Raw genomic sequence first — 12,910 nt, 5'->3', positions numbered from 1 at the left:
CGGTTATGCGGCTACGTCCGGGGAGTGCTCCTCCTCGATTTTTAATTTCCAGCCCGTCACCGCGTCCCAGTACTGCTGCTCTTTTTCCAGATCCAGCAGCACCAGCGCATTCTGGCTAAACCAGTCGTGCGGGAAGCTTAAGGTCCAGTGGTTATCATCAGTGGTCAGCCGCAGCGTCGGCGGGGTGGTGGTAGCCTGACGCTGGTTATTCAGCAGGACGCCCAGCCGCAGTAGCTGGATCAGCGGCAGGAACTGTTTTTTCTTAAACAGGGTAAAGCGCGGCAGGTCGTCGAGCTTAATCGCTTTGCGGTGATTGCGCACCAGCGTCGCCATCATGCTTTGCTGCTCCTGGCTAAAGCCGGGCAGATCGCTATGCTGCAGAATATAGGCGGAATGGCGGTGCATGCCGCTGTGGTTGATATTCAGCCCCACCTCATGCAGCATCGCCGCCCACTTCAGCAGAGCGGCAAGCTGCGGATGGGCAAGCTTCGGATTTTGCGTCTCCCACTGTTCATAAATATGCGTGGTGGTTTCAAGTACCCGGCGTGCCTGGTCGCGATCGATATTGTACTGGTTGGCCAGACTTTGCGCGGTACGGCTGCGAATATCCTGATGACGGAAGCGCCCCTCCATCTCATAAAGCACCCCTTCGCGCAGCGCGCCGTCAGAGAGGCGCAGCTCACGAATCGCCAGCGCGTCAAACACGCCGCAGAGTATCGCCAGCCCCGGAACAAATACCGCCTTGCGCTCATCCGAAAGGCCCGGCAGGCTGAGGGCGTCAAAGCTCTTGTGTTTGAGCACCTCCTCTCTGAGAAGGGTCAGGCGTTCGGGCGTGATGATTCCATCTTTTTCTCCCATCGCCAGCAGCACTTCGTGCGCCGCTTTGATGGAGCCGGAGGCGCCCAGCGCCACGTTCCAGCCCTGAATACGGTACTGCCACGCCAGCGACTCCAGCTTTTGCACCGCGGCCATGCGCGCGCGCTGAAAGTTTTCGCGGGTGATCGCGCCGCCGGGGAAGTAAAGCTGCGCAAAGCTGACGCAGCCCATACGGCGGCTCTCCACCAGCTTCGGCTCAAAATCTTCCCCTATGACCAGCTCCGTCGAGCCGCCGCCGATATCAATTACCAGCTTGCGGCCTTTTTCCGGCTGAGTATGTTCCACACCCATAAAAATGAGGCGCGCCTCCTCATTGCCCGAAATAATCTCTATAGGGTAGGGGATAACCTTTTCCGCCCTTTTGAGAAAATCGGTGGCGTTGAGCGCCTGGCGCAGCGTATGGGTGCCGACGATGCAGACGCTGGAGGGAGAAAAGCCCTGCAGACGTTCCGCAAAAAGCGACAGGCAGGCCAGGCCACGCTCCATCGCCTCTTCGCTGAGCAGGTTGTTCTCATCCAGCCCGTCGGCCAGATGAACGCGCTGTTTCAGGCGGCCAATGATCTGCATGGCACCATCCACCTCGCGGGCAATGACCATATGGAAACTGTTAGATCCCAAATCAACCGCAGCAAACTCCTGCGGTCGGGGTGAATTATCGTTTATCGGCATAGGTTAATCGGATTGTTCGAGTGATTTGATATAGTCGTAAATCGCCAGCTGTGAGCGCACCTTACGACGGTTGCCGCGCGGCACATAGCGGTTACTCAGTTCTTTGTCGATGTAGCGCGCCTTCACGGTATCGCTAAACAGAATCTCAATAATGTCGAGGATCCGCTGCTTCAGACGCGGATCGAGCAGCGGAGCCGCCACTTCGATACGGTAATCAATATTTCGCGTCATCCAGTCAGCGGAGGAGAGATAAACGCGTTTATCGCCGCCATTCTCGAAAATATAGACACGGTCATGCTCCAGATAGCGGTCCACGATGCTAATGACGCGGATATTATCGCTGATCCCTTCCAGTTCCGGAATCAGCGAGCACATGCCGCGCACCAGCAGATTCACCGGCACGCCGGAGCCAGAGGCGGCATAGAGGCGATCCACCAGCCCTTTATCCACCAGGTTATTGAGCTTGAGGGTAATGCCGGAAGGCTCCCCTTTTTGCGCGGCGGCAATCTCTTTATCGATCATATCGTAGAGCAGGCGGCGCGAGTTCTGCGGCGATACCAGCAGATAGTCGAAGCTCACCGGACGATAGGGGTTTTCAATAAAGTTAAAGACCCGGCGCACCTCGTTGGTGATACGCGCGTCGGCGGTCAGCAGAGAGTAGTCGGTGTAAATACGGGCGGTTTTTTCGTTAAAGTTGCCGGTACCGATGTGGGCGTAACGCACCACGTCATCCCCCTCTTTACGGGAGATCAAAAACAGCTTGGCGTGAATTTTCAGGCCTGGGGCGGAGAAGATAACGTGTACCCCCGCTTCCGTCAGCCGTCGCGCCCAGTGAATATTGGCCTCTTCATCGAAGCGCGCCTGGAGTTCGACCACCACGGTCACTTTCTTGCCGTTATGCGCGGCGTGGATCATCGCGTCGATAATGCGTGAATCTTTTGCCACGCGATAGATGTTGATCTTGATGGCCAGCACGTTCGGGTCGAACGACGCCTGACGCAGCAGTTCCAGCACGTGCTCAAAGGTGTGATAAGGATAGTAGAGCAGCACGTCGCGCTCGCGAATGGCGTCAAAGCCATTGCGGAACTTATCAAACCAGACGTGGCGCAGGCGCGGGAGCGGCTTGTTAACCAGGTTCGCTTTGCCGACGTTCGGGAAGCCGATAAAATCCTTAAAGTTATGATAGCGCCCGCCCGGCACGATGGAGTCGTAGCGGGAGATGGTCAGTTTTTCCCGCAGCATCTCTACCATCGCATCCGGCATGTCGCGCTGATAGACAAAGCGTACCGGCTCGGCGGTCAGGCGCTGCTTGAGGCTGGAGGACATCAGCTCCATGAGGCTGGCTTCCATCTCATGCACCAGATCGTACTCGGCGTCACGGGTCATCTTCATGGAATAGGCGTTCAGCGCATCGTAATCGAAGAAGCCTTTAAAGATATCATCCAGGCAGTAGCGCAGGATGTTATCCAGCAAAATCATTGGCTTGCGCCGTCTTGGGGTTTCCGGTGGCAGATTGACGAAGCGCGGCACCTTATCCGACGGAATTTCCAGCAGGGCGTAGTTAATGCTATCGCCGCGGATGATCTCCACCGCCAGATAGGTGTAATCATCTTTCAGAAACTGCACCAGGTCCGTTTCACGGTTAATCAGGATCGGGGTAATGTGCTGGCGCAGATAGTGTTTAAAGTAGTGGCGCAGCCAGCTTTGCTGGTTGACGGAGAGCTGCCGTTCGTTAATCAGGAAGATCTGGTTGCGCGCCATCTCCAGCAGCAGTTCGTTATAGAGGCTGTCAAACTCCTGATCGGCTTTCAGCACCCGCGACTGGATTTTGCCCAGCAGGTGACGGGAATGAGCGTTCGACCCTTGCTCTTCACTGATAATGATCCGGCGTTTTAGCTCGGCAAAGCGAACCTTATAAAACTCATCAAGGTTATTGGAGTAGATCCCTAAAAAGCGCATGCGCTCAATCAGCGGGTTGGTTTTGTCCGCCGCTTCCTGGAGCACGCGCTCGTTGAAGGCTAACCAGCTCAGCTCTTTTTCGATATATAACTTTTCCTGACCCATTACAGCTCACACTCCAGTTCAATCACAGGACGTGGTAAATCCGTCTCGCCCTTATTATGGCGAGCATTTCCACGATATGTCCAACAGTGCCAGAAAAGTATGACAGTTATTTTTTCCGGGAGATTTTAGGGGGTTGGGGAAGGGAAGGTCGGGCGACGCTGCGCTTACCCGACCTGCGATACCATAAGCCCGCGCAAGCGAAGCGCTGCCGGGCAAATCAAAACTACTCGTCTGCCGCATAGCCCTGCGCGGGAAGCGGCGCGTTGTCCAGCCAGGCTGCGCCCTCGCGCATCTCCAGGCGGCCGTCGACAAACCAGCTGACCACCAGCGGGTAGATGGCATGTTCCTGCGCCTGTACCCGGGCGGTGATCTCCTCTTCGCTGTCGCCTTCAAATACCGGCACCTTCGCCTGCAGGATGACCGGGCCGCCGTCCAGCTCGTCGGTGACAAAGTGCACGGAGGTGCCGTGCTCTTTATCGCCGTTTTCCAGCGCCTGGCGGTGGGTATAGAGGCCGGGGTATTTAGGCAACAGGGAAGGGTGGATATTAAGCAGACGGCCCGCATAGTGCGCCACAAAGGCCGGACTTAAGATGCGCATATAGCCGGCAAGCACCACGAGATCCGGCGCGTAAGCGTCAATTTCCTGCATCAGCTCTCGGTCAAAAGCCTCACGGCTCGCAAACTGGCTCGCTTCCAGCGCATGGGCGGGAATGTCCGCTTCCCGCGCCCGATCAAGGCCGAACGCGTCGGCCTTATTGCTGAAAACTGCCCGTAAGGTGCCGTTAATCTTCTTCTGTTTACAGGCGTCGATAATCGCCTGCAAATTGCTTCCGTTGCCGGAAATGAGCACCACGATATTTTTCATTCAATGACCACGCGCTCTTCGGAATCAGAGGCTTTGATGATACCGATTTTCCACGCGTTTTCACCTTGCGCGTTCAGCAGGCTGATGGCCTTATCCGCTTCGCTAGCGGGCAGGGCGATGACCATGCCCACGCCGCAGTTAAAGGTGCGGTACATTTCATGGCGGCTGACGTTACCTGCTGTCTGCAGCCAGTTAAAGATTGCTGGCCATTGCCAGGAAGATTCGTCGATAACTGCCTGGGTGTTATCCGGCAGAACGCGCGGAATGTTTTCCCAGAAGCCGCCGCCGGTAAGGTGGGCGATAGCATGTACATCCACGCTCTCAATCAGCGCCAGCACGTTTTTCACATAGATGCGGGTCGGGGCCAGCAGGTGATCCGCCAGCGGTTTGCCTTCCAGTTCGGTAGTCAGCGGGTCACAGCCGCTTACCTCGACGATTTTACGCACCAGGGAGTAGCCGTTGGAGTGCGGGCCGCTGGAGGCCAGCGCAATCAGCACGTCACCATCCGCCACCTTGCTGCCGTCGATGATTTCTGATTTTTCCACCACGCCTACGCAAAAGCCCGCGACGTCATAATCTTCACCGTGATACATGCCCGGCATCTCCGCCGTTTCGCCACCCACCAGCGCGCAGCCGGACTGCAGACAGCCTTCGGCGATGCCGCTGATGACGCTGGCTGCGGTATCGACATCGAGTTTGCCGGTCGCGTAGTAGTCAAGGAAGAACAGCGGCTCAGCCCCCTGTACGACGAGGTCGTTTACGCACATCGCCACCAGATCGATACCGATAGTGTCGTGACGCTTCAGATCCATCGCCAGACGCAGTTTGGTCCCTACGCCGTCGGTGCCGGAAACCAGTACAGGTTCGCGATATTTTTGCGGCAGGGCGCAGAGTGCGCCGAATCCACCCAGCCCTCCCATCACTTCAGGGCGGCGGGTCTTTTTCACCACACCTTTGATGCGGTCAACCAGCGCATTACCTGCGTCAATATCCACACCGGCATCTTTATAGCTGAGAGAAGTTTTGTTGGTCACGGCTCAAGTCCCCACGCGATTGCATAGCAAGTAAGAAAAATCGGCGCAATTCTAGCAGTCCAGGCAAACGTTTGCGAGCCTAATCTTTATCAGCCGCTTCTCTGCGTATCACCTGCCGAAGCAGGACGCAAACTTGACTCCGTTCACGAAAATGAAACCGGTTTCGGTGTTCTGCTTGCATGACCTGCATGCTTTGCACATCATCAGACTGAAACCGGTTTCTGTAACTGTTTTTGCAGAAAATAACGCAGAATGAGGGAGTAAGCATGGCTGGATTTAAAGAAGGTTTTCTGTGGGGCGGCGCCGTCGCGGCACATCAGCTGGAAGGCGGATGGCAGGAAGGCGGCAAAGGAGTCAGCGTTGCTGATGTTATGACCGCCGGCGCGCACGGCGTACCGCGTGAAATTACCGACGGCGTATTGCCCGGAAAAAATTATCCGAACCACGAAGCCATCGATTTTTATCACCGCTACAGGGACGATATTAAGCTCTTCGCCGAAATGGGCTTTAAGTGTTTCCGCACCTCCATCGCCTGGACGCGCATTTTTCCAAAAGGGGATGAGCTGGAGCCGAACGAAGCCGGCCTGCAATTTTATGATGACCTTTTTGATGAGTGCCTGAAGCACGGCATTGAACCGGTTATCACGCTTTCCCACTTCGAGATGCCTTTCCACCTGGTCACGGAATATGGCGGCTGGCGCAACCGCAAACTGATCGACTTTTTTGTCCGTTTCGCGAAGGTCGTTTTCGCGCGTTATCAGCACAAAGTGAAGTACTGGATGACCTTTAACGAGATCAACAACCAGGCCAACTTTCACGAAGATTTCGCGCCGTTTACCAACTCCGGGCTGAAATACGCGCCGGGTGAAGATCGCGAGCCGGTGATGTTCCAGGCGGCGCACTATGAGCTGGTGGCCAGTGCCCTGGCGGTGAAAGCGGGACGCGAGATTAACCCGTCGCTGAAAATTGGCTGCATGATCGCCATGTGTCCTATCTATCCGCTGACCTGCGCGCCGGACGACATGATGATGGCGATGAACGCCATGCACCGCCGCTACTGGTTTACCGACGTTCACGTGCGCGGCAAATATCCCCAGCATCTGCTGAACTACTTTGAACGTCGCGGCTTCGCGCTGGATATCACCGAAGAAGATAAAGTGGCGCTGACGCAGGGCTGCGTGGATTACATCGGGTTCAGCTACTACATGTCTTTCGCCACCAAAGCGACGGAAGATAACCCGCAGCTGGATTATGACGAAAGCAAGAGCCTGGTCTCTAACCCGTACGTACAGAAATCGGACTGGGGCTGGCAGATTGACCCGGTCGGGCTGCGCTACTCCCTGAACTGGTTCTGGGATCACTACCAGCTGCCGCTCTTTATTGTCGAGAACGGCTTCGGCGCCATCGATGTGCAGGATAGCGACGGCACGGTGAACGACCAGTACCGCATCGATTATCTCTCTGCCCATATCCGTGAAATGAAAAAAGCGGTGGTAGAGGATGGCGTGGACCTGATGGGGTATACCCCGTGGGGCTGTATCGATCTCGTCTCTGCCGGCACCGGCGAAATGAAAAAACGCTACGGCTTTATCTTTGTCGATAAAGACAACGAAGGGAACGGGACGCTGAACCGCAGCAAGAAAAAGTCGTTTGACTGGTATAAGCAGGTAATTGCCAGCAACGGAGAGCAGCTATAATTCCCCGGTGGCGCTGCGCTTACCGACCCGGGGGGTAGGCCGGGTAAGCGTTAGCGCCACCCGGCAAAATCATGTACCAAAGCCGGAGCTTGCCTCCGGTTTTTTGTCTTTGCTTGATCGTAGTCAAGCAAGACAGGTATGGCGCAATCGCAAAAAAGCGGTATAATCCGGCGATTTTTTTGTGGTTGCCACCCCGAGGAGAAAGAAAATGAAGATTGTGGAAGTGAAACACCCACTCGTTAAACACAAGCTGGGCCTGATGCGTGAGCATGACATCAGCACGAAGCGTTTTCGCGAACTTGCCTCTGAAGTTGGCAGCTTACTGACCTACGAAGCAACCTCCGACCTTGAAACCGAAAAAGTGACCATCGAAGGCTGGAACGGCCCGGTACAGGTTGAACAGATCAAAGGTAAAAAAATTACCGTTGTGCCGATTCTGCGCGCGGGCCTGGGCATGATGGAAGGGGTGCTGGAGCACGTGCCGAGCGCGCGCATCAGCGTGGTAGGTATCTACCGTAACGAAGAGACCCTCGAGCCGGTCCCGTACTTCCAGAAACTGGTCTCTAACATCGACGAGCGTATGGCGCTGGTGGTTGACCCGATGCTGGCAACCGGTGGTTCGATGATCGCCACTATCGACCTGCTGAAAAAAGCGGGCTGCTCCAGCATTAAGGTGCTGGTTCTGGTGGCGGCGCCGGAAGGGATCGCCGCACTGGAAAAAGCGCACCCGGATGTGGAGCTCTATACCGCTTCCATCGATCAGGGATTAAACGAGCACGGATACATTATTCCGGGCCTCGGCGATGCCGGCGATAAGATCTTCGGTACGAAATAATCAGATAACGAATAAAAAGCCGACTTTAAGAGTCGGCTTTTTTTTGAATAAAAGACCAACAAACAATAATACTCAGAGGAAAACACTATGACGCGCCGTGCTATCGGGGTGAGTGAAAGACCGCCACTTTTACAGACAATCCCGCTTAGTTTGCAGCACCTCTTCGCCATGTTTGGCGCAACCGTGCTGGTGCCAATCCTGTTTCACATTAACCCGGCAACCGTCCTGCTGTTTAACGGCATCGGGACGCTGCTTTACCTCTTCATCTGTAAAGGCAAAATCCCGGCTTACCTGGGATCAAGCTTCGCCTTTATCTCGCCGGTGTTACTGCTGCTGCCGCTGGGTTATGAAGTGGCGCTGGGCGGGTTTATTATGTGCGGCGTGCTGTTCTGTCTGGTCTCGTTTATTGTTAAAAAAGCGGGTACCGGTTGGCTGGATGTGATGTTCCCGCCTGCGGCGATGGGCGCAATCGTGGCGGTCATTGGCCTGGAGCTGGCGGGCGTGGCGGCGAATATGGCTGGCCTGCTGCCCGCTGACGGCCAGGCGCCCGATACCAAAACCATCACTATTTCACTGGTCACGCTGGCGGTGACGGTCTTTGGCTCGGTTCTGTTCCGCGGCTTCCTGGCGATTATCCCGATTCTGATCGGCGTGCTGGCGGGCTACGCGCTCTCCTTCGCCATGGGCGTGGTTGATACAGCGCCGATCGCGAATGCGCACTGGTTTGCACTGCCGACCTTCTACACTCCCCGTTTCGAGTGGTTTGCGATCTTTACCATCCTGCCGGCGGCGCTGGTAGTGATTGCCGAGCACGTCGGCCACCTGGTGGTGACGGCAAATATCGTCAAGCGCGACCTGATTCGCGACCCGGGTCTCCACCGCTCCATGTTTGCCAATGGCCTCTCCACCATTATCTCCGGCTTCTTCGGCTCTACGCCGAACACCACCTACGGTGAAAATATCGGCGTGATGGCGATTACCCGCGTCTACAGCACCTGGGTGATTGGCGGGGCGGCGATCATCGCCATTCTGCTCTCCTGCGTCGGTAAGCTGGCGGCGGCGATCCAGATTATCCCGGTGCCGGTGATGGGGGGCGTTTCGCTGCTGCTCTATGGAGTGATCGGCGCATCCGGTATTCGCGTGCTGATTGAATCCAAAGTGGATTACAGCAAAGCGCAGAACCTGATCCTGACCTCCGTTATCCTGATCATCGGCGTCAGCGGCGCGAAGGTACATATCGGCGCGGCGGAACTGAAGGGGATGGCGCTCGCCACCATCGTCGGTATCGGCCTGAGTCTGATCTTCAAGCTGATCTCGGTGATCCGCCCGGAAGAGGTGGTACTTGACGCGGACGATAGCGAAAAAGCGCCACATTGATCTTATATACACAAAATCATTCAAGATGCATCAAGGCGGCAGGTCTGAGAATCCCCAGGAGCTTACTCAGGTAAGTGACTGGGGTGAGCAGACGCAGCCAACGCAGAGGCAGCTTGAAGGATGACGTGTATAACCGGGCGAGGGATCGCCCGGTTCTCTCCTTGCAGGTTCCGTGATAAACTCCTTCCCGATTTTAAGTAAGACCTTGGTCGAGGTATTTCTGAACGGACCGGCACAGCTCTCTCTGCCTCTTTATCTTCCTGATGATGAAACGTTTGCCAGTTTCTGGCCGGGGGATAACCCCTCTTTGCTGGCTGCCCTGCAAAACGTGCTGCGTCAGGAGCACAGCGGATACATCTATATCTGGTCACGCGAAGGGGCGGGGCGCAGTCACCTGCTGCATGCCGCCTGCGCGGAACTCTCGGCGCGCGGCGACGCGGTAGGCTATGTGCCGCTGGATAAACGCACCTGGTTCGTACCGGAAGTGCTGGATGGCATGGAGCAGCTCTCCCTGGTCTGCATCGATAATATCGAATGTATCTCAGGCGATGAGCCGTGGGAGATGGCCATCTTCAACCTCTATAACCGCATTCTGGAATCGGGTAAAACGCGTCTGCTGATCACCGGCGATCGCCCGCCGCGCCAGCTCAATCTCGGCCTGCCGGATCTCGCCTCCCGCCTCGACTGGGGGCAGATTTATAAGCTCCAGCCGCTCTCCGACGAAGATAAGCTCCAGGCACTCCAGCTGCGCGCGCGGCTGCGGGGCTTTGAACTGCCGGAGGATGTGGGCCGTTTCCTGCTCAAGCGGCTCGATCGTGAAATGCGCACCCTTTTCGATACGCTCGATCAGCTCGATCGCGCCTCCATTACCGCCCAGCGCAAGCTGACCATCCCGTTCGTCAAAGATACCCTTAAGCTGTAATTGCCCGGTGGCGGCTGTGCCTTACCCGGCCTGCAGGGGCGTTAATTGTGCCGGGTGGCGGCTGCGCCTTACCCGGCCTACAGGACCTGTGGGTTTTCGTAGGCCCGGTGGCGGTTGCGCCTTACCCGGCCTGCAGGACCTGTGGGTTTTCGTAGGCCCGGTAAGGCGCAGCCGCCACCGGGCGAAAAAGTCAGGCACAATCCCTCAGCAAGTGCTCCACCAGCAGCGGAATCGGCCTTCCTGACGCCACGCTCCTGCCGTTCTCCCGCCACAGCGCCGTGCCGCTGATATCCAGATGTGCCCACGGGATCGTCGGAGGACAGAAATGGTGCAACAGCCAGGCCGCCGACGCGCTGATTGCCGCATTGTTGGCTGGCGTGTTGCAAAGGTCGGCGATGGCGCTGTCGGTCTGTTTTTTCAGCCGCGCGTCCAGCGGCAGCGACCACACCTCGTCGCCGCTCCGTTTTCCTGCCTGCGTCAGCGCCTCCCGCAGCGGCTCATCCTGGGTCATTAACCCGCTCAGTTCATACCCCAGCGCCTTCACGACCGCGCCCGTTAACGTTGCCATATCAATGATATAGCGGGCATTCGGGTGCTGCTGGCTGGCCCAGGCGATGGCGTCCGCCAGCACCAGCCGGCCCTCCGCATCGGTATTGTTTATTTCAACGGTGGTGCCGTTGCAGGCTGTCGCCACCGTGCCGGGCTGCATGGCGTCCGGGCCGATGGCGTTTTCTGCCAGAGCCAGCACGCCCATGATGCGAACGGGCAACGCCAGCTCTGCCACGGTGAGCATCAACCCCAGCACATTAGCCGCCCCGCACATGTCATATTTCATGGTGTACATGCCCGCGCCCTCTTTCAGCCACAGGCCGCCGGTGTCAAAGGTAATGCCTTTACCTACGTAGCAGCGCACCGGGCCGTCAGACACGCCGTCATAGTGAATAGCCAGCAGACGTGGCGGACAGCTCGCCCCTTTGCCCACGGCGTGCAGCAGCCCCAGCCCCTGCTCAACGATCTGCTTTTCATTTAACACTTCACACCGCAGGGCAGGGAGCGCGGCACACAGTTTTTGCGCCTCTTCCACCATAAACTGCGGTGTGCAGCGGTCAGATGGGATATCCGCCAGACGACGCGCCGCGATCATGCCGAGGGCAATGGCCTGCTGCTGGCGGAAGAGAGATTCCAGCTTCGCCTGCTGCTCCGGCAGGCAGAAGGCGGTGATACGGGTAAGACGCACCGTTGATTCCTCCATTTTCTTCAGCTTCAGGTCACTCAGTCTGTGTGCCTGGTTAAAGAGAAAACGCAGCACCTGCGCCAGCACCACCTCATCAATATCCGTTACGTCCAGCACGATATCGGCGCTGACGGGGGCGGCAAGCAGCGGTCGCAGGGCGGTAAGCAACCCTTCGGTCAGGGCGTCATGCCAGAGCGCATCCGGCAGCAGGGTGATGCGGGCGAACGGTGCGCAGCCAAAGCGCGCGTCCGCGACGCTGTTCTGCTGGCGCATTTCAGCGATAAGTGCGCTTTGCGGTAAATGGGCGCTGGAAGCGGGCGCAATCAAATGGCTTTGCGGCTTTGCCTCTGAAAGCGCGCTGATAAACTGATACGTGATCATCATGACTCCTCAATGGGCGCGGATCCGCGCGGCATAAGCCTGCATCCACTCCTCATCCACCGCGTGATAGTGCGTTTTCTCCCGCAGGCGTTCGGTACGGAAAACGGTGAGGGACTGGCGAGCCGTCGCCACCACAAACGAGAAGGTTTTGATGTTGGTCGCCGCGCCAAATTCACCCTGGTTGTTCATGCACACGACCGAGAGATCGCCCGCGCGACCAAAGCGTGACATCAGCTTATCTTCCAGCTCGAACACCACCGAATCCGCCGCCTGTTGCGGCGTCATCCCTTGTGCCATCCGACGCACAATTTCGTAGCTGGTACAGCCTTTCATCAGATCTTCGCCGACGCCCGTGGCGGTGGCTGCGCCGGTTTCGCTGTCGCAATAAAAGCCGGAGCCGATAATCGGCGAGTCACCGAGGCGACCGCGTTTTTTCATAAAGAGGCCGCTGGTGGAGGTGGCGACGCTCATCGAGCCCTGTTTATCGAGACCGATAATGCCGACCGTGTCATGTCCGTCGTAGGGGCTTAACCCCTTATCCAGCGTCTCCCGGCAACGCTTGCGATAGTGCTGCATGGCGCGATCCGTGAGCATGGTTTTGTTGGCAAATCCCTGGCTCAGCGCCCATTCGCGCGCGCCCTGGCCGACCAGCAGGCTGTTGTAGCGCTGACGGCTGAGCGCGTGCGCCACGCGCACCGGGTTGGCGATATCCACCAGATTGCCGACGGCGCCGAACGCCAGCGTGTCGCCGTCCATATACGCCGCGTCCAGCTCCACCTCACCGTTCTCGGTAGGCAGCCCGCCGTAGCCGACGGATTTATACAGCGGGAAGTCCTCCACGGCGGCAACGGCGTCCACTACCGCCGCAGCGACTGGTTTTCCCGCCGCCAGGGCAGACGCAGACTCTGTTACCCCTTCAAGCGCCATTCGCCAGGTTGCGATAATTCCCCACATGC

10 protein-coding genes are annotated in these 12,910 nt (G+C 57.4%); 4 read left to right on the top strand and 6 right to left on the bottom strand.

Annotation, left to right across the window (positions count from 1 at the left end; genetic code table 11):
• Positions 1 to 3: 3 nt before the first annotated feature.
• From ppx to purM, 4 genes are all read right to left on the bottom strand, one after another.
• Positions 4 to 1,545 carry an exopolyphosphatase gene (ppx, locus tag BN3796_RS19230; RefSeq protein ID WP_061709945.1) on the bottom strand — a complete coding sequence of 514 codons (1,542 nt, stop codon included), beginning with the start codon at positions 1,543 to 1,545 and terminating at the stop codon, positions 4 to 6.
• Between the two features lie 3 nt (positions 1,546 to 1,548).
• A complete protein-coding gene (gene ppk1, locus BN3796_RS19225; protein ID WP_061709944.1) occupies positions 1,549 to 3,609 on the bottom strand; it encodes a polyphosphate kinase 1 in 2,061 nt (686 codons plus the stop codon).
• A 223-nt stretch (positions 3,610 to 3,832) separates the two neighbouring features.
• The gene (purN, locus tag BN3796_RS19220) at positions 3,833 to 4,474 is read right to left on the bottom strand and encodes a phosphoribosylglycinamide formyltransferase (RefSeq protein ID WP_061709943.1); all 642 of its coding nucleotides are present in this window, start codon (positions 4,472 to 4,474) and stop codon (positions 3,833 to 3,835) included.
• Positions 4,471 to 5,508 carry a phosphoribosylformylglycinamidine cyclo-ligase gene (purM, locus tag BN3796_RS19215; RefSeq protein ID WP_061709942.1) on the bottom strand — a complete coding sequence of 346 codons (1,038 nt, stop codon included), beginning with the start codon at positions 5,506 to 5,508 and terminating at the stop codon, positions 4,471 to 4,473. The genes purN and purM overlap by 4 nt, the downstream gene beginning before the upstream one ends.
• Positions 5,509 to 5,774: 266 nt before the next feature.
• On the opposite strand from purM, the gene BN3796_RS19210 reads away from it, so the two are divergent.
• From BN3796_RS19210 to BN3796_RS19195, 4 genes are all read left to right on the top strand, one after another.
• Entirely contained in the window at positions 5,775 to 7,205 is a 1,431-nt protein-coding gene (locus BN3796_RS19210) for a 6-phospho-beta-glucosidase (protein WP_061709941.1), read from the top strand.
• A gap of 208 nt (positions 7,206 to 7,413) precedes the next feature.
• Entirely contained in the window at positions 7,414 to 8,040 is a 627-nt protein-coding gene (gene upp / locus BN3796_RS19205) for a uracil phosphoribosyltransferase (protein WP_008501641.1), read from the top strand.
• Positions 8,041 to 8,127: 87 nt separating this feature from the next.
• Positions 8,128 to 9,417: a uracil permease gene (gene uraA, locus BN3796_RS19200; protein ID WP_061709940.1), complete on the top strand. Its 1,290-nt coding sequence runs from the start codon at positions 8,128 to 8,130 to the stop codon at positions 9,415 to 9,417.
• 220 nt (positions 9,418 to 9,637) lie between these two features.
• Positions 9,638 to 10,339, top strand: coding sequence for a DnaA inactivator Hda (locus BN3796_RS19195; RefSeq protein WP_061710064.1), 702 nt, complete (start codon positions 9,638 to 9,640; stop codon positions 10,337 to 10,339).
• Between the two features lie 190 nt (positions 10,340 to 10,529).
• On the opposite strand, the gene BN3796_RS19190 is transcribed toward BN3796_RS19195, so the two are convergent.
• Both BN3796_RS19190 and BN3796_RS19185 read right to left on the bottom strand, forming a co-directional pair.
• Positions 10,530 to 11,954, bottom strand: a complete 1,425-nt coding sequence (locus BN3796_RS19190) for a leucyl aminopeptidase family protein (protein ID WP_061709939.1) — start codon at positions 11,952 to 11,954, stop codon at positions 10,530 to 10,532.
• 9 nt (positions 11,955 to 11,963) lie between these two features.
• On the bottom strand, positions 11,964 to 12,908 hold the full coding sequence (locus BN3796_RS19185; RefSeq protein WP_061709938.1) for a N(4)-(beta-N-acetylglucosaminyl)-L-asparaginase: 945 nt from the start codon (positions 12,906 to 12,908) through the stop codon (positions 11,964 to 11,966).
• Positions 12,909 to 12,910: the final 2 nt, after the last annotated feature.

It is taken from the genome of Pseudenterobacter timonensis, from assembly GCF_900021175.1.
GTDB classification, from domain to species: Bacteria; Pseudomonadota; Gammaproteobacteria; order Enterobacterales; family Enterobacteriaceae; genus Enterobacter; species Enterobacter timonensis.
Note: the sequence above shows the minus strand (reverse complement) of the source record. Positions and strands in the feature narration are given on the sequence as shown.

Coding starts and splice junctions, on each gene's coding strand:
- BN3796_RS19210 (WP_061709941.1), top strand. CDS start 5,775: ATGGCTGGATTTAAAGAAGGTTTTCTGTGGGGCGGCGCCGTCGCGGCA.
- BN3796_RS19190 (WP_061709939.1), bottom strand. CDS start 11,954: ATGATCACGTATCAGTTTATCAGCGCGCTTTCAGAGGCAAAGCCGCAA.
- uraA (WP_061709940.1), top strand. CDS start 8,128: ATGACGCGCCGTGCTATCGGGGTGAGTGAAAGACCGCCACTTTTACAG.
- ppk1 (WP_061709944.1), bottom strand. CDS start 3,609: ATGGGTCAGGAAAAGTTATATATCGAAAAAGAGCTGAGCTGGTTAGCC.
- ppx (WP_061709945.1), bottom strand. CDS start 1,545: ATGCCGATAAACGATAATTCACCCCGACCGCAGGAGTTTGCTGCGGTT.
- BN3796_RS19185 (WP_061709938.1), bottom strand. CDS start 12,908: ATGTGGGGAATTATCGCAACCTGGCGAATGGCGCTTGAAGGGGTAACA.
- upp (WP_008501641.1), top strand. CDS start 7,414: ATGAAGATTGTGGAAGTGAAACACCCACTCGTTAAACACAAGCTGGGC.
- purN (WP_061709943.1), bottom strand. CDS start 4,474: ATGAAAAATATCGTGGTGCTCATTTCCGGCAACGGAAGCAATTTGCAG.